This window comes from Saccharothrix longispora (assembly GCF_030852425.1).
In the GTDB taxonomy this organism is placed as follows: Bacteria; Actinomycetota; Actinomycetes; order Mycobacteriales; family Pseudonocardiaceae; genus Actinosynnema; species Actinosynnema longispora.
On sequence record NZ_NSDM01000002.1, the window covers coordinates 284,236 to 303,875 of the forward strand.

The window sequence follows — 19,640 nt, forward strand, 5'->3', positions numbered from 1 at the left end:
CGTCGTCGTGGTAGCCGCCGTCGCGCAGCGCGCCCACGGCGTTCTCCAGCAGCAACCGGATCGCCGGGTCGAGCGCGTCGGCCGCGGCGTCGTCGAGGCCGAAGTAGGCGGCGTCGAACCGGTCGATCCCGTCGATGAACCCGCCCCACCGGCTGATGCTGCTGCCGGGCGCGTGGTCGGTGCGGTGCAGCCCGTCGACGTCCCACCGGTCGGCGGGCACCTCGGTGATCGCGTCCACGCCGTCGACCAGGTTGCGCCAGAACGAGTCCACGTCCGGTGCGCCGGGGAAGCGGCACGCCATGCCGACGACCGCGATCCGGCCGTCGGCGACCGGCTCGGCGACCCGGGCGGGGGCGGGGGTCGGGGCCGCGTGGTGCGCCGGGGACGTCGGCGTGCCGAGGACGGCCGCGAGCCGGTCGGCGGTCGGGTGCTCCAGCACCAGCGAGGGGTCCACCGGCCGGCCCAGCCGCGCCTCCAGCCGCACCACCAGCTCGGCCAGCAGGACCGACTCCAGGCCGAGGTCGGCGAACGGCGTGGCCGGGTCGATCGCGGACGCGTCCGCACCCAGCGTCTCGGCCACGACCCGGACGAGCCAGTCGTGATCGCCCGCCCCGCCCGTCGCGACGCGCGGGGCGGTCCCGGCGCGGTGCCGCAGCGCTGCCACCGGGTCGAACCCGCCGGGAGCCGCCGGGGCGGGCAGGAGCACGGGGCGCGCGGTGGCCACGGCGCGGTCGAGGCAGCGCAGCGCCTCGTCGTCGCCGAGGGCGCGCAGGCCGGCGGCGGCGCAGGCCGCCGTTCCGGACGCGCCCGAGCCGCTGTCCCGCCACACCGGCCACTGGACCGAGGTGAGGCCGCGCACGCGGGCGACGGCGTCCAGGACCGCGTTGGCCGCGGCGTAGCCGGCCACACCGGCGCCGAGCGCGGGCAGCGCGGCCGACACCGACGAGAACAGCACGGTGTACGCGGGGCGGTCCGGCGCGCAGGCGTCCAGCAGTTCGATCAGCCCGTCCACCTTGGCCGCGAAGGCCCGGTCCAGGGCCGCCGGGTCCTGCCGGCCCAGGGGCGCGGGCGGGCCGCCGGCGTCCCCGGCGCAGTGCGCGATCCCGCCGACGGGACCCAGTTCGGCGCGCAGGGCCGGGACCGCCGACGCGACCTCGGCCAGTTCGCCGGACCACAGCCGCACGGTCGCGCCCGCCGCCTCCATCGCGGTGACGGCCTCCGCGATCCGGGCGTCGCGCGCCGACAGGCCCGGCGCGTCCCACAGCTCCCGGGCGGCGACCGGCCGGCGTCCCGTCAGCACGACGCGGCGCGCGCCCCGGCGCACGAGGTGCCGTGCCACCACGAGGCCCAGGCCGCCCGTGCCGCCGACGACGAGGTGGACCCGGTCCGGGTCCGGCGCGGCCGGTCGACCGGGCTCGGCCACCGGGGTCAGCGCGGGCCGGTGCCGGGCGCCGCCGCGCGCGCAGACCTCGCCCGGCGCGTCGGCGACGACCCACTCGGCGGGCACGTCCCGTTCCGGCGCGTCGGTGTCGAGGGTCGTGGCGAGCACCGCCGGGTGTTCGGCGGTGAGCACCCGGACGAACCCGGCGACCTCCGCACCCGCCGTCGTCGGCGACGTGCCGGGCAGGTCGGCGAGCCCCGAGGTCACGTGCAGCACCCGCAGCGCGCCGGTCCGGGACCGCAGCAGCTCCTGGAGCAGGGCGACGCGGGCGTGCCTCGGGACCGGCGCGGGGTCGAGGTCGCAGAGGTCGAGCACACCCGCCACCACGCGGTCGGCGCCGGTGACGCCGGGCCCGGTGACGTCGAGGAGGGTCACGGGGCCGCCGATGGCGGCGGTCACCCGTGCCGCGAGGTGCGCGGTGGCCGGGGTGTGCAGGCACAGCACGTGCCCGGTGACCGGCGCGGTCGCGGCGGTCGCGGCCGGCACCCAGGTCCGCTCGTACAGCGGCACCTCGGCGGTGGCCGGCGCGCCCGCCGGGACCCGCTCGGACGGCGACGGGAGCGCGGGCGGCGCGACGACCGACGCCCGGCGTGCCGGCAGGCGGCACGGGACGCGTTCGAACGCGGTGCCCGGCAGAGCCACCGGCCGGTGGCCGCCGTCGTCCAGCAGGGCGAAGTCGGCGTCCTCGCCGGCGGCCCACCGGGCGGCCAGCTGGTCCGGCGACACGCCGCGCGGGTCCAGTTCCGGGGCGGTGGCGCGTTCGTCGGCCCGGACCACCCGACCGCGGTGCACGGCGGTCGGGTCGCCGGCGAGGAACCGCGTCAGGCGTTCGCCCGCCTCGGCGCGGGTCGAGGCGACGAACGCCAGCCGCTCCACGCCGTGGTCGCGGCCGACCTGGAGGGTGAAGGCGATGTCGGCGAGGTCGTCGCCGCCGGTCAGGCCGAGCAGGTAGGCGCCCGCGTCGCGCGCCGAGGCCAGGCCCGGCGGCAGCTCGCCGCGCGCGATCCGCTCCAGTTCGGCGCGCAGGGCCGCCGGGTCCGCGGCGCTGTCCGCGAGGAGGTGGTCGGCCAGCCGGCGGGCCTGTTCGGTGAGGCCGGTGGCGGTGCGCGCGGACAGCACGACCACGGCGGGCCGGGCGGGACGCGGCGGCTCGGGCGCGGCGACGAACTCCTCCACGACCACGTGCGCGTTCGACCCGCCCGCGCCGAAGGCGCTGATCCCCGCGCGGCGGGGGCCGGACCCGGGGGCGGGCCACGGCGCGGCCTCGCGCTGCACCGCGAGCGGGCTCGCCGCCCAGTCGACCTCGGGGTTGAGGCGGTCGGCGTGCAGCGACGGCACGAGGGTGCGGTGCCTCAGCTGGAGGAGCACCTTGGTCAGCCCGGCGATGCCGGCGGCGGCCTCCAGGTGGCCGATGTTGGACTTCACCGACCCCACCGGGACCGAGCCGGGTGCGAGCCCGTCGCCCAGCGCGCGGGTCAGGCCCGCGACCTCGATCGGGTCGCCCAGGGAGGTGCCGGTGCCGTGGGCCTCCACGTAGCCGACGGTGTCGGGGGCGATGCCCGCCTCGCGGAGGGCCGCCGCCACCACCTCGCCCTGCGCGACCGGGTCGGGCACGGTGTAGCCGGAGGTGTGGCCGCCGTGGTTCACCGCCGTCGCCCGGATCACGCCGTGCACCCGGTCGCCGTCGCGCACGGCGTGCGCGAGCGGCTTGAGCAGCACCGCGCCCACGCCCTCGCCTGGCACGAACCCGTCGCCGTCGGCGGAGAACGCGCGGCACCGCCCGCTGTCGGCGGTCATCCGCATGGCCCGCTGCTGGACGAACTTGTTGGGGTGCAGGGACAGGTTGACGCCGCCCGCGACCGCCACCTCGCACTCGCCCCGGCGGAGGCTCTGCACCGCCAGGTGCAGCGCGGTCAGCGACGCCGAGCACATCGTGTCGACGGTCATGCTCGGCCCGGACAGGTCGAACGCGTAGGACACCCGGTTGGCGATGCCGCCGGGCGTGGACCCGGTGTACGCGGGCTCGCCGTCGGCGGAGCGCTCCACCCCCAGGAACGGGTACTCGTTGTGCATCGCGCCCACGAACACCCCGACCCTGCCGCCGTGCCGGTCGCGCAGCCGGCGCGCGGAGTAGCCCGCGTCGTCCAGGGTGAGCCGGGCGACCTCCAGGAACAGGCGCTCCTGCGGGTCCAGCAACGCGGCCTCGCGGGGCGCGATGCCGAACAGCAGCGGGTCGAAGTGGTCGACGTCGGCCAGGAAGCCGCCGTGCACGGAGCCGGCGGGCCAGTCGGGGCGGGCCCGGTCGGCGGGCAGCGGTGTGACGCGGTCGCGCCCGGCGACCAGGTCGGCCCAGAACGCGTCGAGGTCGTCGGCGCCGGGGTAGCGACCGGCGAGGCCGATGACGGCGATCGGCTGCGCGTCCGCACCGCCCGGCAACGGGGGGGCCGCGGGCTCCGGCTCGGGGCGTCGGGTCGTCCGCGCGGCGGAACCGGTCAGCCCGGCCGCGACCCCGGCGAGGTCGCGGTGCTCGAAGAACAGGGTGGCGGACGCCGGTCCGAAGCGCTCCCGGACGAACACGGTCATCCGCACCGCCGCGGCCGAGGTCAGCCCCAGGTCGGCCAGGGGGGTGCGCGGTCCCACCCGCTCGGGCGGCAGCCCGGTGATCTCGGCGAAGGCGGCGCACAGCGCGCGCTCGACCTCGACGAGGTCGGCCCCGGTCCCGGTGGCGGCGTCCGGGTCGGTGGGGCGCGTGCCGGCCGCTCCCGGGCCGAACCGCCTGCCGGGGAGGGCGATGCGCCGGCCCGGGACGGTCCACAGAGGACGCCAGTCGACCTCCTCGCCCGCGGCCCAGCGGCGGGCCCGCTCGTCGCGCACCGCGACCGCGCCGCCCGAGGCGAACGCGTCGAGGTCGGCGATCAGCGCGTCGAGGTCGGCGGCGTCGAACGCGGCGCGCACCGGGCGGGCGGCCCGACCGCACTGCGTGGTGTAGGCGACGTCGACCGGTCGCGGTCGCGCGTCGACGAGGTGGTCGCGCAGGGCGGCGGCCGAGGTCCGCAGCGAGGCGGCGTCGTCCGCCGACAGCAGCACGGCGGCGGGACCCGCGGGCTCCGGGCGCGGCGGGACCGCGTCCGGGGCGCGCAGCACGACGTGGGCGTGCGAGCCGGTCGCGGCGACCGCCGTGACCAGCGCGCGGCGGGGACCGTCGGGCCAGGGGCGCACCGCGGTGCACGGGCGGACCGGCGAACCGGTCCAGTCGACCAGCGGGCTGGGCTCGTCCGCGAGGAGGGTCGGCGCGAGTTCGCCGTGCCGCAGTTGCAGCAGCACCTTGGTGAGCTGCACCAGGCCGGAGGCGGCCTCCAGGTGGCCGACGTTGGGCTTGACGGTGCCGACGGGCACGGGTTCGCCGCGGTCGGCCAGCAGCGCGGTCAGCGCCTCGACCTCCGCCGCGTCGGCGATGGTCGCGCCGGCCGCCGCGCACTCGACGTAGCCGACGTCCTCCGGGCCGACGCCCGCCGCCTCCAGCGCCGCCGCCGCGGAGGCGCGCAACGCGTCCGCCGCGGGCGCGCCGAACCGGCCGCCGCCCCCCGCGTGGCCGAGGGCGCTGCCCTCGACGAGGGCGTGCACGGTGTCGTCGGCGGCGTCGGCGGCGCGGCGCAGCAGCAGCACCCCGACGCCCTCGCCGGGGGACCAGCCGGGACCGGCCGCGTCGAACGCGCCCGTGGACCCCGCTTCGGCGACCAGGCCGAGGTCCGACAGCAGGGCGGCGTGGTAGCGGTGGCCGATCAGGTTCACGCCGGCCACGAGGGCCGCGTCGCACTCCCCCGCCCGCAGCGAGGTCGCGGCGAGGTGGACCGCGGTGAGCCCGGAGGAGCAGGCGGTGTCGACGGCCACGCTCGGGCCGGTGAACCCGAACGCGTGGGAGACGCGGTTCGGCAGGTCCGCGGCCAGCGAGGACAGCACCGCCCGGTCACCCGCGCGCCACCGGTCCGCGCCCACCTGCTGGTGGTCGTGCCACATGGCGGCGACGAACACGCCCACGCGCGGGGGCAGCGACGCGGGGGTGTGCCCGGCGTTCTCCAGGCACTGCCAGGCGGTGTGCAGCAGGAGGCGCGTCTGCGGGTCGAGCGCGGTCGCGTCACCGCCGGCGGACGGGAACAGCGCGGTGTCGACGGGTTCGACGTCGGCGAGGTAGCCGCCGGGCACCGCGCCGAGCACGTCGCGCCGCGCGGCGGGCGGCACGGCCACGGCCGTCGCGCCGGAACGCAGCAGCCGCCAGAGGCCGTCCACGTCGTCGGCTCCCGGGTAGCGGCCGGCGACGCCGACCACGGCGACCTCCGTCGGGACGGCGCGCGGCGCGGGGAGCCTGCCGGCGACGCCGGTGGCGCGCCCGGCCGGTCCGCCGAGGAAGGCGTGCAGCAGCTCGTCGCCCTCGGCGAGGGCGAACTCGTCGCGCACCCGGTCGAACGCGAGGTCGCCGATCGGGCACAGGCCGAGGCCGGCGTCCGCCTGGCCCAGCATGAGCAGCTGGCCGAGGTAGCCCGCTTCCAGCAGCAGGTAGCGCCGCGCGTCCTCGCCGTACAGCGGGGCCACCGCCCGCGTGCTGCCGACCAGGTAGACCTCGAAGGCCGCCCGGTCGTGCACCGGTCGGTTGTAGACGAAGTGCACCGACCGGTCGATGGCCGGTTCGGCGGTGACGAGCACGAGGGCGTGCTCGTGCGGGTGGTGGTAGTACAGGCCGGGTTCCGCGCCCGTCACGGCGCCGGGCCGCAGCCGCACGTAGACCTGCACGCCGTAGGTGTCGCCGGCGGAGGGGTAGAGCCTGCGGGCGCGACCGTCGACGTCGGTGTCGCGCAGCAGGGCCAGCAGCGCGCCGAGGTCGGCGACGTCGACCGGCCGGTCGGCGAACTCGCGGGTGCTGGCCCGGCGGCGCACCTCCTCGGCGCTCGGCACGGGGCCCGGCAGCGCGACGCGGCGCGCGTCCTCGCCGAACCGCCGGGTGCCCCACCCGGCGGCCTTGAACGCGGCCCGCTCCTCGGCCGAGAAGAAGTCGACCGAGGCGGGCGGCCCGGCCGGCGGGGGTGGGTCGGCGAGGCGGTCCGCCACCGCCCCGCCGGGTTCGGGGAGACCGCCGGTCAGCTCCGCCACGTGGGCGGCGATGGCGGTCACGGTCGGGTCGTCGAGCAGCACGGCGACCGGGACGCGGCAGCCGTGCGAGCGCTGGAGCGCGCCCGAGACCTGCATCATGGTGAACGAGGTCGCGCCCTGGTCCCACAGGTCGGTGTCCGGGTCGATCTCGGCCACGCCCAGCAGCGTCGACAGGATGCCGCGCAGCTCGTCGGCGACGGCGGAGGCGGACACGGCGGGCACCGAGGCGACGGGCTCGGCGGACACGGCCGGCTCGGCGGACGCGATCGGCTCGGCGGGCGCGGGCCAGGGCAGCGCGTCGCGGTCCAGCTTGCCGTTGGCGGTGGCCGGGAACACGGCCAGCGGCACCACCGCGTTGGGCAGCATGTAGTCGGGCAGGGTGCGGGCGGCGTGCGCGCGCAGCTCGGCGGTGGTCACCGGGCCGCCGGTGGGCACGACGTAGGCGACCAGCCTGCGGTCGCCGCCGGGGTCGGCGCGCACGAGCACCACGACGTCCTTCACGCCGGGGTGGCCGCGCAGCGCGTGCTCGACCTCGCCCAGCTCGACGCGGAACCCGCGCACCTTGACCTGCCCGTCGGCCCGGCCGAGGAACACCATCACGCCGTCGGGCCGGTACAGGGCCCGGTCGCCGGTGCGGTAGAGCCGGCCGCCGGGCTCGGGCGAGAACGGGTCGGCGACGAACCGGGCGGCGGTCAGGGCCGGCATCCCGAGGTAGCCGACCGCGAGGCACTCGCCCGCGATGTAGAGGTCGCCCTCGACCCCGACGGGCGCGGGCTCCAACCGCTCGTCGAGCACGTAGTAGCGCGCGTTGTCGATCGGGCGGCCGTACGGGATGCTGCGCCACTCCGGGTCCACCCGGCCCACCCGGTGGTAGTTGGACCAGACCGTGGCCTCGGTCGCGCCGCCGAGGCTCACGACCTCCGCGCCGCGGAACACCCGCCGCAGTTCGTCGGGCAGGCTCAGCGGGGTGTAGTCGCCGCTGAGGAACACCAGCCGGAGCGAGTCGGTGCCGGGGTCGCCGCCGCGCAGGTCCGCCAGCAGCGGCATCACCTGGGCCAGGGTGGTGGGCGCGGAGTTCCAGAAGGTGATCGGCTCGGTGCGCAGCAGGTCCAGCAGCACGGCCGGGTCGCGCAGCTGGGTCTCGTCGGCGACGTACACCGACGCGCCGCACCCCAGCAGGCCGAACAGGTCGAACACGGACAGGTCGAACCCCAGCGAGGTCACCATCAGGCCGGTGTCGGCCGGGCCGAACGCGAAGGTGCGCCCGCACCAGTTCAGCAGGTTGAGCAGGGCCCGGTGGCGCACGGCGACGCCCTTGGGGGTGCCGGTGCTGCCGGAGGTGAAGATGACGTAGGCGAGGTCGTGCTGGTCGACGACGGGCGTGGGCGGGTGGTCGGCCGGGTCGGCGTCGGCCACGTCGAGGTGACGGAGGCCGGCGGGCGCCTCCCAGCGCGGGTCGGCGTCCCGGAGGACGACCTCGACGCCGCTGGTGCGCAGCATCGACGCCGCCCTGGCGGCGGGCAGGGCGGGGTCGACGGGCACGTAGCAGCCCCCCGCCTTGAGCACGCCGAGCACGGCGGCGACCAGGTCGGGTCCCCGGGACAGCGAGACCGCCACCGCCGTGCCGCGGCCGACCCCCCGGGCGCGCAGCGCGTGGGCGAGCCCGTTGGCACGGCGGTCCAGCTCGCGGTAGGTGGTGGTGCCGGTGCGGTGGCGCACGGCGACGGCGTCGGGGGTGCGGCGGGCCTGCCGCTCGACCAGGACGTGCGCGGGCGCGTCCACCGGGAACGGCGCGGCCGTGTCGTTCCAGGCGGCCAGGTCCGGGGCGGCGGGCGCGCCCTCGGCGCGGGCGTCCCAGCCGGTGCCCGCCGCGAGGGCGGTCAGCAGGGCGGTGAACCGCTCGAACGCGGCCTCGACCGCGCCGGGCGGGAAGTCGTCGGGCACGGCGTCCCACCAGCAGGACAGGACGTCGCCCTCGGCCATCGGGATGCAGTCCAGCGACACGTCGGGCGTCGCGGTGCGCCACGGGCCGCCGCGCGTGCCGGGCGGGAGCGCCGCGTCGTCCATCTCCAGCAGCCCGGTCCACACGACGGGGAAGCCGGAGCCGGTGGTGTCCCGCTGCCGCAGCACCTTCCGGCGCAGCTCGCCCAGGCCGTCGGCGGCCGACGCCGCCAGGTCGGCGGCGAGCAGGTCGTGGTTGTCGGCGGCGCGCTGGGCCACGGTCCGCCCGGCCGGGCCGCGGGCGAGCCAGCTCAGCACGGTGTGCTCGCCGGGGCGCAGCGCCTCGGTGGCCTCGGTCCAGCGCACCACCGGCACCGCGAAGTCGCGGTCGACGCCCGGTTCCAGGGCGGTCAGCAGCGCGGCGACCAGCACGGCGTCCGGGTGCAGGCCGCGCGCGTCGATCTCGGCGCGCAGCGCGGCCCACCCGGTGAGCCGGGAGGACAGCCGGGTGCGCCGCCGTCGCGGCGCCGGGGTCGTCGGGGGGCCGGCGGGGAGGCCTGCCAGGCGGTCGCGCCAGTGCGCGGACGCGGCGGCGACGTCCTCCGGGGAGGGGGCGGGCGCGCCGCGGCGGGCGGGCTCGGGCAGGTACCGGGCGTCCGCGCCGGCCGTGCGGGCGACGAGTTCGCGCAGCACCAGGTGGATGCTGCGGCCGTCGAGGACGATCAGGTCCACGGCGGCGTGCAGGGTGGCGGACCCGTCGGGGCGGCGCACCACGCGCAGCTCCCACTGCGGCCGGCGGCCCAGCGGGAAGGCCGCGCCGACCATGTCGGCGGCGGTGCGCTCGGCGAACGCGTCGCCGTCCGCGCCGGCGGGCAGGTCGACCACGGCGATGTGCGCGCGGTCGGGCGCCTGCGGCAGCACGACCAGGTCGCCCTCGTGGGAGGCGCAGGAGCGCAGCGCGTCGTGCCGGGCGACGAGCCGGGCCCACTCGCGGGCCAGGGCGTCGACGTCCAGGTGGTCGAACTCGAAGCTGTGGTGGACCTGGCAGCCGTCGTCGGCGGTGCGCTCGGCGGCGCGCGCCACCCAGTACGCCTGCTGGAGCTGGTTGAGTGGGCGGCGGACCTCGGCCTCGTCGGGGGTGGCGAGCACGTCCAGCGCCGTGGCGAAGCGGGCGGAGAGCACCTCGGGGTCGCCGGTGTCGAACCGGTCCGCGGCCACGTCCCAGCGCCACGCCAGGCCGCCGCGCCAGGGCCACACCTGGCAGTCGAGGGCGACGCCGGACGTGCGGCTGGAGCCGTGCACCACCGCGTCGGCGAAGCCGCCGTCCTCCCCCTCGCGCGCGGCGTCCAGCAGGCTGGTGAAGACCACGGGCAGGTCGGGGGCGGGACCGCGACCCCGCAGCGCCCGCAGCGCGGTGACGCCGGAGGTGCCGATGTGGTCGAGGTCGCGCCACAGCAGGTCGTGCACCTCGCGCACCGCCTCGTCGAGGGGCAGGGCCGTCGTGGCCGGCGCCACGAACACCGCCGTCGAGGTGAACGCGCCGACCACGCGGTCGGCGGCGGCGGGCAGGCGGGTCCGGTCGCTGGTGGTGAGGACCACCGAGCAGGGCGCGGGAGGGCCGGGCCGGGTCAGCGACTCGGTGAACGCGGTCAGCAGCAGGGCCGTCGGGGAGACGCCGAGCCGGTCGGCGCGGGCGCGCAGGGCGGCCCACCGGTCCGCGTCGAGTTCGCCGCCGAACCGGGCGCGCCGCCCGGACGAGCCGGCGGCGGGCCGGACCCGCACCGGGGCGGGCGGCAGCGGGTCGAGCCGGGCGGTCCAGTGCGCCAGGTCGGCCGCGCGGGCGGCGGGGTCGCGTTCGGCGGCGAGGAGGAGGGCGCAGTCGCGCAGCGACAGGGGCGACGCGGGCGGCACGTGCGCCGGGTCGGTGTAGAGGCGGTGCCAGTCGGCGAGCAGCACGGCCAGCCCGCGGCCGTCGACCGCGAGGCCGTCCACGGCCAGGTGCACGACCGCGGTGTCGTCCGCGTCGAGGGAGATCTCCACCGTCGCGAGCGGTTCGCCGAAGCCCGGCACGCCGTCCTCCAGGCGGTCGCGCACCGCGCGCACGTGGGCGGCGAAGGCGTCCGGGGTGGAGTCGCGCCGGTCGTGCACCGGCACGGGGGGCGCGGCGTGGTCGGGCAGGACCCGCTGCGTGCCCGTCTCGGAGACGACGAGCCGCAGCGCGTCGTGGTGCGCCACGAGCCGGTGCCACGCGGCGACCAGCCGGTCGCAGTCGGCGTCGGGGACGGTGAACTCGCGGTGGACGCGGCAGCCGACCGGGTCGTCGGTCAGCTCCGGGTCGCGGCCGACGACGTACGCCTGCTGGAGGGGGCTGAGGGGGAACGGTTCCGCGGCCTGGCCGGCGGGAGCCACCGGAGCGGACGCCGCCGGGGCCGGAGCCGCCTGGGCGGGCTCCGCCGGCGGCGCGTCCTCCAGCAGCCGGTCCACCAGGGCGCTGGGGTCCGCGTCGGCCAACCACCGCACCGGCACGTCGGCGCCCAGCCTGCGGCGCAGTTCGAGCACCACGCGGGTGGCCGCGATCGAGTCTAGCCCGCATTCCCGGAGGGTTCGCCCGGGAATCGGTTCGGCAGCGGGGAGCACTTCGGCGAGAATTGCCGAGACAACCGAAAAGACATTCTCGCGATGTGCCGCAAGCGTCGATTCCACGGTTACCTCCGGATATGTGGACCACCTGGAGGGTAACAACCGGAGCCGTGGATTCCTGCTCACAACTGAGCACGCCGGGGGTGCCGCGCGGGAAGCGCGGCACCCCCGGCGGTCAACACGCGCAGCCCTCCAGGAACGCGGTCATCCGCGACTCGTTGATGCACAGGAACGAGTCCGGCACGGATTCGACCAGACCCGCGTCCCGGAAGCGCTTGAGGAAGTACCCGACGCGCGACCGGGTGGTGCCGACCATGCCGGAGAGGTCCTCCTGGGTGATCCGGTCCCGGATCTCCACGACGTAACCGCAGTCGGCCCGGTTGCCGACCTTCTGCGCCAGGTGCAGCAGGATCGCGGCCAACCTGCGCTCACTGTCCATGGTGAGCAGGTTGGTGATCATCTGCTGCTGCTCGACGACCCGCTCGCCGAGCTTCACGATGAAGTCCTGGAGCAGCGCGTCGTCCGACAGCGCCTGCCTGAGCCGGGACGCCGGGACCTGCCGCAGCACGGTCCGGGTCATCGCCATCGCCGACTCGGCCCGCGGTGGGCCGAACAGGGCCAACTCCCCGAAGGTGTCCCCTTCGGGGTGGATGGACAGCAGACATCGCTTGCCGTCCCGGGAATAGGCCACGGTTTTCACCTGGCCGCTTTCGACCAGGTAGACGCCGGAATCCCGGCTACCGACGCTGTAAATACTCTCGTCCTTTTCCACCACTATGCGCGCCGCGCCTGCGCAGTTAGTGCGGATGTACGACGAGATACCGTTCGCGGATCGTTCGACGGTATTGCGGGATGAGCGCACGGAGCACCCCCAGTGTGCATTGTTCGGGCGGATCGAACACGGTTGAGATGTACTGCTGCGGAGGGACCGCGGCCTGTCGGCCGCCGAACCGGTCTCCTCCTCGATGACCTGCTCAGCCGACCTGCGACGCGGTCCCGGCTAAACGGGACCGGAGCAGTCCGGTCAGGTGCGCCGGGGCGCGGAACAGGGTGAGGTGGTCGCCGTCCGGCTCGACGTGCAGTCGTGCGGCGGACAGGCGCTCCGCGACCGCCAGCGACCCGGCGGGGTGCGCGGTCCTGTCCTGTTCACTGGTCACGACCAGCGTGTCGACGTCGACGCGCGCCAGGTAGGGGCGGGCGTCCTGGGCCATGACCACGAGGTTGAGACGGCAGTAGCGGAAGAACAGTTCCCTCGACGCGTACGGGTAGAGCACGAGGTGCGCCAGGTCGGCCGGCACACCCGCGAGGGCGTTCTGGAGCAGGACCTCGTGCACGGCCGCCGCGGTCTCCCGGTCCTGGGCGGCCATGCCCATGAGGGCCTGGAGGTTGCGCTGGTGGTCGGTCTTCGGCGCGTCGTCGCCGAGGTCGAAGTCACCGTGCCACAGGCTCAGCGAGTCGACCCGGCCGGGCAGTTCCGCGGCGGCGGCCAGGGCGAGCAGCGCGCCGCCGCACATGCCCGCCACGTGCGCGGAGGGCACCGAGAACGCGTCCAGGACCGCCGCCAGGTCGGCCACCTGGGCGGCGACGCCGTGCTCCAGGTCCACTTCGGAGTCCAGGTCGGCGAACAGCCAGCGGCTCTCCCAGGTGATGACGCGCCGGTCGACGGCCAGCGCGCGCACCCAGCCCTCGACCAGGCGCACCGGCATGCCGCACGGGAGCACGAGCAGCACCGGCCGCCCGGTCACCGGGCCGACCGACCACGCGGGCAGCCGGGCGCCGTCGGCCGTCTCCACCACGACGCCGGCCTCCGGCGCGAGGAGGTCGTCCGCCGCCGCGCCCGCGACGATCCGGTCCACCTCGGACCGGTCGGGCAGGCCGGTGGCGGCGAGGGCGGCGGCCGTGCCCGCCAGGTCGAGGTGGTCGCCGAGCACCTGGTCGAGGACGGACCGCGGCGCGCCGGCCGGGCCGACGCCGTAGCGGGGGCCGCCCGACAGGTCGGTGATCCGGGCGAGCAGGTCGGCCGCCGCCGCGGGCCACGGGGAACCGTCCTCCGGGGCCGCCGCGACGACCGGCGGCTCGGGCAGCGCACCGGCCAGCGGGGCGGCCGACCGCACCGCCGCCGCCAGCCTGGCGACGGGGTGCGGTCGGGCGCCGGCGCTCATCAGGCCCGCGTCCCGTCGACGGGGGGAACGCCGTGGCGCGAGGGGAACCGGTGGCCGCGGGTGGTCTCCGTGACGATCCGGTTGTGCGCGTTGGTGTTCTCGCCCGTGACGAGGACGGCGCCGTAGCGCTCCAGCGACACGCGGCCGCCGTACTCCTCGATGTCCTCGGAGTCCGGGTAGACGTCCACCGACGTGGGCACGTACCGCGAGGCGAAGCCGAGCCGCATCTCGTCGGTCCTGCCGCTGTGCGGGTGCGAGGCGTGCATGAGGGTGGACCAGAACATGATGGCCTCGCCGGGCCGCATGACCATCGACACGGCCTTCGACTCGTCCGGGCTCCAGTTCTCGTCCTTCTGGAGCTCCCGGTAGTCGTAGCCGAAGAAGCCGCGCCGGACGCCGTCCTTCTCCGCGTTGTTGATGCGGTTCGGGTCGTAGTGCATCTTCTTGGTCTCGTCGTAGAACATCTGCTGGTGCGTGCCGGGGATGAACTGGAGGCAGCCGTTGTCCTCGTTCGCCTCGGTGAACGCGGTCCACACGGTGATCGTGCCGCCGAACTCCTCCTGCCCCTCGGGCCACAGGATCTGCGGCTTGCCGGAGGCGTTGGCGAAGGTGTCCGCCTGGTGCCAGTCGGTACCCTCGTCGCCGGGGTACTTGGGGAAGAACTCGGTGCGCCAGCACAGGACGTCCGGGCCGAGCACGCTGTTGACCCGGTCGGTGATCTCCGGGCGGCAGATGTGGTCGGCGAGGAACCGCATGTCCAGGTGGCGGTCGTAGTTGGAGATGTTGGTGTTGCCGGACTCCGCGGCCTCGTCCTGGTAGACGGCCATCGAGCGGTCGAGCATGCGCAGCCGCTCGCGCCGCCAGGCGGCCACCATCTCGTCGATCTCGTAGACCTTGAACGGGCCGAAGTACCCGTTGGCGCGGAAGCTGTCCAGCTCTTCGGGGGTCAGCGCGAACGTGCGCTCGCGACCTGCCAGCGTCATGTCTCGGGCTCCTTCGGTGTCAGGCGGTGACGTGCTCGGTGGTGGCCGCGCGGGCCAGTTCGACCTGCTCGGCGATGGCCAGCGCGCTGGCCGTGCCGTCGAGTTCACCGCCGGTGAGGCGCAGGCCGAACCGGAGGTTGACCCCGGTGATGATCCGGACGAACGACAGGGAGGTGGCGCCGATGTCGAACAGGTCGACCGCGGGGTCGACCGGGCGTCCCATGACGCCGGCGGCGATCTCGGTGACCGCGGTCACGACGTCGACCTCGGCGGCGGGCGGGTTCTCTTCCGTGAGCGGCAAGTCGTTCACAGCCTTTCTGTTCACCTTGCCCTGGGGCGTGACGGGGAGCGCCGCCACCGGGCAGACGGTCGACGGGCGCAGGTGCGCGGGGAGCCGCTCGGCGACGTGGTCGCGCAGCGCGGCGACGAGGTCGTGGCCGGCGGCACCCGCCGCGGGCACGACGTGGGCGACCAGGCGCACGTCGCCCTCGCCGAAGTCGCGGGCCGTCACCACGGCCGCCGCGACCCCCGGGTGGGCGAGGAGGCACGCCTCCACCTCGCCGGGCTCGATCCGGTAGCCGCGGACCTTGAGCTGGTCGTCGACGCGGCCCAGGTAGTGCAGCTCGCCGCCGGCCTGGCGGACCCCGAGGTCGCCGGTGTCGTAGAGCCTCAGCACCGGCCGCCCCGCGCCCGGGTCCACCCGCACGAACCGCTCCGCGGTCAGCCCGGGGCGGCCGAGGTAGCCGCGGGCGAGGCCGGGACCGCCGACGTGCAGCACGCCCGGCGTGCCGACGGGCACCGGCTGGCGGCGCTCGTCGAGCACGTGCACCACCAGGTCCGGGATCGGGCAGCCGATCGGGCTGACCGACGGCCGCTCCAGGTCCGCCGCGGTGATCCGGCGGCGGGTGACGTGCACGCACGTCTCCGTGATGCCGTACATGTTGGTCAGGCGGGGGCGGTCGTCGCCGTACCGCTCGACCCAGGGCCGCAGCAGGCCCACGTCGAGGCGTTCGCCGCCGAAGACGACGTGCCGCAGGGCGTAGCGGGCGGGCTCCTCGACGGCGTCGGCCGCGATCAGGGCGCGGAACGCCGACGGGGTCTGGTTGAGCACCGTGACGCCCTCGGCGAGCAGGAGCCTGCGCAGCAGGGCCGGCACGCGGGTGGTGTTCGGGGGCACGACGACGACCCGGCCGCCGGTGAGCAGCGGGCCCCACGTCTCCCAGACGGAGAAGTCGAACGACGGGGAGTGGAACATCGTCCACACGTCGTCCTCGCCGAACCCGAACCACTCCCGGGTCTGCGCCACCAGGCGCAGCACGGAGCGGTGCTCGACCACGACGCCCTTGGGCTCGCCGGTCGACCCGGAGGTGTAGATGACGTAGGCGGCCCGGTCCGCCCCGGCGGGCGCGGCGGGCGTGGAGGCGGCGCTCCCGGCGGCCGGGTCCCGGTCGGCGGACCCGCCGAGCCAGACCACGCCGGCGGACAGGTCCGCGGGCAGCGCCCCGGCCGAGCGGGTGGAGGCCACGACGACGGGGACCGCGCTGTCCTGGAACAGGTAGCGCACCCGTTGCTCGGGGTAGTCGGGGTCGATCGGCACGTACGCGCCGCCCGCCTTGCAGATGCCGAGCAGGCCGACCACGAGTTCGGCGCCGCGCGGGGCGCACAGGCCGACCAGGGTCTCCGGGCCGACGCCGACGGCGCGCAGCCGGTCGGCGAGCGCGGTCGACGCCTCGTCGAGCGCGCGGTAGGTGAGGATGCCGTCGGCGGCGGTCACCGCGACGGCGTCGGGGGTCCGGGCCGCCTGCGCGGCGAAGACCTCGTGCAGGAGGGTTGCGGGGGACTCGGTCATCCCGCCGCTCCGATCGTGCCGGCGCCGCTCATGCCGGGTCCGGTTTGGCCGTCGCGTAGAGCCCCCAGTGGTGGGGGGTCAGCGCGGTGTCGAGGAAGCTGCCCTGGGTGAACATCCGCGCCCACGTGCCGCCGCCGCCCTTCTCCGGGGCGCGCTCGCGGAAGAAGATCTCCCGGGCGCCCTCGTCGCGCACGTGCAGGCGCATGAGGCTGCGGTAGGTGGACAGCGAGCGCATGTGGATCAGCCAGTGGATGCGGTCCATCGGGCCGAACGCGTCCTCGTAGACCAGCACGGTGGCCTCGCCCGCCAGGTTGTCGTTGATCACCTGGGCGGCCTCGCGGGCGAACTGCCTGGCCTCGGAGCGGTAGTCGTAGAGGATCTCGGCGGTCCGGTGCAGCAGGATGCCGGCGTTGGCGGAGTGCAGCAGCTCCTCGTCGGACTGGGTCGTCTGCGCCCGCGCGGGCGGGAGGTCGACGTCGGCGTCCTCGCTCAGGTAGACGTCGGTGCTGCGCTCCAGCTCACCGTCCACCTTGGTCCCGTACATCCCCCAGAACTGGGGCAGCATGACGGTTTCGCTGAGGCTGCCGTCCAGGAACATCCTGGACCAGGTGCCGCCGCCGCGCTCGGGGGCGATGCGCTGCTTGCCGAACAGCGCCCGGTACGCCTCGTCCGAGTCACCCATCCGGACCAGCGTGTCGTAGGCGTCCATCGACTTCAGGTGGATGAGCCAGTGGATGCGGTCCTTGACGCCGAAGGTCTCCTCGTACAGGAAGACCGAGGCGACGCCCTCCTGGGTGGTGTTGATGTGCTCCGCCAGTTCCCGGGCGAAGACGCGCGCCTCCGAGTGGAACTCGTTGCGCACCTGGGCGGTCCGCTCGACGATCATGCCCGCGTTGGCGGTGTGCAGGACGCTGCCCGGCGCCAGCGCGGTCTGCCCCTGCGCCCCACGCGCGGGCGACGCCGCGGAGAGCTGTCCACCGGTGAGCGGTTCAGCGATTGTCACGCATTCCTCCTCCAGTCCCCCGCGGCACCAGGTGCCCTGGAGACGCGGGAACCATATATGGCCGATGTATCTCGCAGAACGTCCAAATGGATGAACGGGACGCGGCCCCTATAACTATTTTGGAGGCGACCCTATGCGTCTACCCGATGGCTCCCCAGCTCACTTTTGAGCATGCCGCCACCGGCCATTACCCGGAGCCACGGAGCGAATACGGAAACGGCATCCTCCATGAGGCGCGAGGCCAGGACGTCGACGTGGCGTTTACGCCAATGTGCCAGTTCCGTGCCTTTGAGGTATCGGTTGAACGACCCCATCGCGGGCCCCGTGTGCACCTGGGCGTTGACCCGCTCACCCGGACCGCCCCGCAGGGCGGCCCTCGTCCCGTCCACGAAGTAGGCGCGGAAGACCTGGGCCATCCGGGCCCTGGGGTCGCGCAGCGCCCGCTCCAGGTCTGCGGGCCGCTCGCGGCGCAGGTACTCCTCGGTGGTGCGCCACACCTCGGCCAGCGGCCGCCGGAAGAACCTGCTCTCCAGGGACGCCACCGTGGCCGCGTCCAACTCCTCCAACGAGCCGTGCCTGCGGTACAGCTCGTAGAGCCTGGTGGCGCGGGCCGCGAACAGCGTGCCCCGGCGGGCCACCTGCACGCGCGCGCCCAGCTCGAACATGTCGCCGGCCGGCGCGTAGGCGGTGTCCTGCACGTCCAGGCCCGCGAGCAGGTCCTTGACGTCGTCGGACACCCCCGCCTCCGGGGTGCACTGGTTGATCGACCCGGTGACCACGAATTCCGCGCCGAGCAGGAAGACCGCCGCCACCGCCTCGGGCGAGCCGAGGCCGCCCGCCGCGCCGACCCGGACCCGCCGCGCGTAGCGCTGCTCCGCCATGACCTCGTCGCGCAGCCGGCACATCGCGGGCAACAATGTCAAGGCCACGCCGCCGTCGGTGTGCCCGGCCGAATCGGATTCCACGCAGACGTCCCCGGCGACCGGCAGCCGAATAGCCGCCGCGGCCTCCGCGCGGGTGAGGTGGCCGCGCGCGACCAGGTCGTCCAACAATGATCGTGGGGGTGGTCCCATGAATGCGGCGGCGACTTCCGGGCGGGAAACCTTGGCCAGCACGTGACGCACGGCGACCGCATTCCCGTGCTCGTCGTGGTGCGCGCCGGAGAACCGGAACCGGACCACCGGCGCGGTCACCGCCGCGTACCCCGCGGCCTCGACGTGGCGCACGTCGTGCCGCAGGCAGAGGGACACCAGGGCGTGCTCGCGGGCGTCGTCGTCGAGCCCGTGCAGCAGGTTCACGCCGAAGCGCCCGCCGCGCCCGAGTTCGCGCGACAGCCGGGCCACCGCCTCCTCGACCACGTGCTCGCGCAGCCCCCCGGCGCCGAAGAACCCCATCAGCCCGGCCCGCGCCATGCGCAGCACCAGCTCCACCGACGAGATGCCGTGGTACATCGACCCGGCCAGGTAGGCGTAGCGGAGCCCGTAGTCGGCGCGGAACTCGGCCGACCCCAGGTCCTCGGGGCGCAGTCCGGGCGCGACCGGCGCGGGGGTCGGCGGGGGCGGGGCCACCGGGACCGGCGTCGCCGGGACCCTCGTCGTGGGAACCGGCGGGGCTGGGGGCGGGGGCAGCGGGCGTTCCAGGGCCTTGCGCCACAGACCGGTCAGCACGGTGCCCGGCCCCAGCTCGCGCAGCTCGTCCACCCCGGCGCGGCGCAGGTGGTCCACGGTGCGCGCCCACTGGACCGGCCTGACGATCTGCTCGGCCAGCAGTGCGGCGACCCGACCGGGGGCGTACGGCTCCCCCGTCACGTTGGCCACGACGGGGACCACCGGGTCGGCGAAGGTCTCGGCCTCGACGACCCGCCGGAACTCCTCGGCCGCGCCGGCCATGTAGCGGGAGTGGAAGGCGGCGCTGACGTTCAGCGGCACGCAGCGCACGCCGGGCAGGGCGGTGAGCACCGGCGCGAGCGCGCCGAGGCTGTCCCTCGGACCGGACAGCACGACCTGGTCGGGCGCGTTGACGTTGGCCGGGTCCACGTCCGGCGCGTGCTCGGCGGCCAGTTCGGCCACCCGCCCCGCGTCCAGGCCGAGCACCGCGAGCATCCCGCCGCCGCTCGCCTCCCCCATCAGCTCGCCGCGCCTGCGGACCATGCGCAGGCCGGCCGCGAAGTCGAAGACGCCCGCCGCGAACAGGGCCGCGTACTCCCCCAGGCTGTGCCCGGCGAAGTACGCCGGCAGCGGTTCGCGCTCGCGCGCGTCGAGGAAGGTCAGGGCGCCCACGACGAACAGCGCGGGCTGGGCGTAGCGGGTCTGGCGCAGCAGGTCGCCGGGGTCGCGCAGCAGCAGGTCGCGCACCGGGAGGCCCAGCTCGCGGTCCGCCTGCGCGACCAGGTCGGGGAAGCGGTCGAGCACGTCCGCGCCCATGCCGCGGCGCTGCGCGCCCTGACCGGGGAAGACCCATGCCTGCACGGACACTC

General features: G+C 75.9%; 7 protein-coding genes (1 of these 7 running past the window's edge). All 7 read right to left on the reverse strand.

All coding sequences use genetic code 11. The annotated features are described in order from the left end of the window. Positions 1-11,293: the 5' portion of a non-ribosomal peptide synthetase gene (locus CKY47_RS06455; RefSeq protein WP_306744727.1), read on the reverse strand. It extends 1,097 nt beyond the left edge of the window; only the first 11,293 of its 12,390 coding nucleotides appear in the window; it begins with the start codon at positions 11,291-11,293; its stop codon lies beyond the left edge, outside the window. A 49-nt stretch (positions 11,294-11,342) separates the two neighbouring features. Beyond that, positions 11,343-12,029 (reverse strand): Crp/Fnr family transcriptional regulator, encoded by a 687-nt coding sequence (locus CKY47_RS06460; RefSeq protein ID WP_306744728.1) that lies wholly within the window; start codon positions 12,027-12,029, stop codon positions 11,343-11,345. A gap of 112 nt (positions 12,030-12,141) precedes the next feature. Continuing rightward, positions 12,142-13,329, reverse strand: a complete 1,188-nt coding sequence (locus CKY47_RS06465) for an alpha/beta fold hydrolase (RefSeq protein WP_306744729.1) — start codon at positions 13,327-13,329, stop codon at positions 12,142-12,144. Further along, a complete protein-coding gene (locus tag CKY47_RS06470) occupies positions 13,329-14,312 on the reverse strand; it encodes a chlorinating enzyme (protein ID WP_306744730.1) in 984 nt (327 codons plus the stop codon). Before CKY47_RS06470 ends, CKY47_RS06465 begins: the two co-directional genes overlap by 1 nt. Positions 14,313-14,331: 19 nt before the next feature. Beyond that, positions 14,332-16,161 (reverse strand): amino acid adenylation domain-containing protein, encoded by a 1,830-nt coding sequence (locus CKY47_RS06475; RefSeq protein WP_306744731.1) that lies wholly within the window; start codon positions 16,159-16,161, stop codon positions 14,332-14,334. 28 nt (positions 16,162-16,189) lie between these two features. Beyond that, on the reverse strand, positions 16,190-17,164 hold the full coding sequence (locus CKY47_RS06480; protein WP_306744732.1) for a DUF6039 family protein: 975 nt from the start codon (positions 17,162-17,164) through the stop codon (positions 16,190-16,192). A gap of 131 nt (positions 17,165-17,295) precedes the next feature. Further along, a complete protein-coding gene (fabD, locus tag CKY47_RS06485; protein WP_306744733.1) occupies positions 17,296-19,632 on the reverse strand; it encodes an ACP S-malonyltransferase in 2,337 nt (778 codons plus the stop codon). Positions 19,633-19,640 lie beyond the last annotated feature (8 nt).

Bases quoted from the DNA above. Each gene is read 5' to 3' on its own strand.
- CKY47_RS06465 (WP_306744729.1), bottom strand. From the start codon at position 13,329: ATGAGCGCCGGCGCCCGACCGCACCCCGTCGCCAGGCTGGCGGCGGCG.
- CKY47_RS06470 (WP_306744730.1), bottom strand. From the start codon at position 14,312: ATGACGCTGGCAGGTCGCGAGCGCACGTTCGCGCTGACCCCCGAAGAG.
- CKY47_RS06475 (WP_306744731.1), bottom strand. From the start codon at position 16,161: ATGACCGAGTCCCCCGCAACCCTCCTGCACGAGGTCTTCGCCGCGCAG.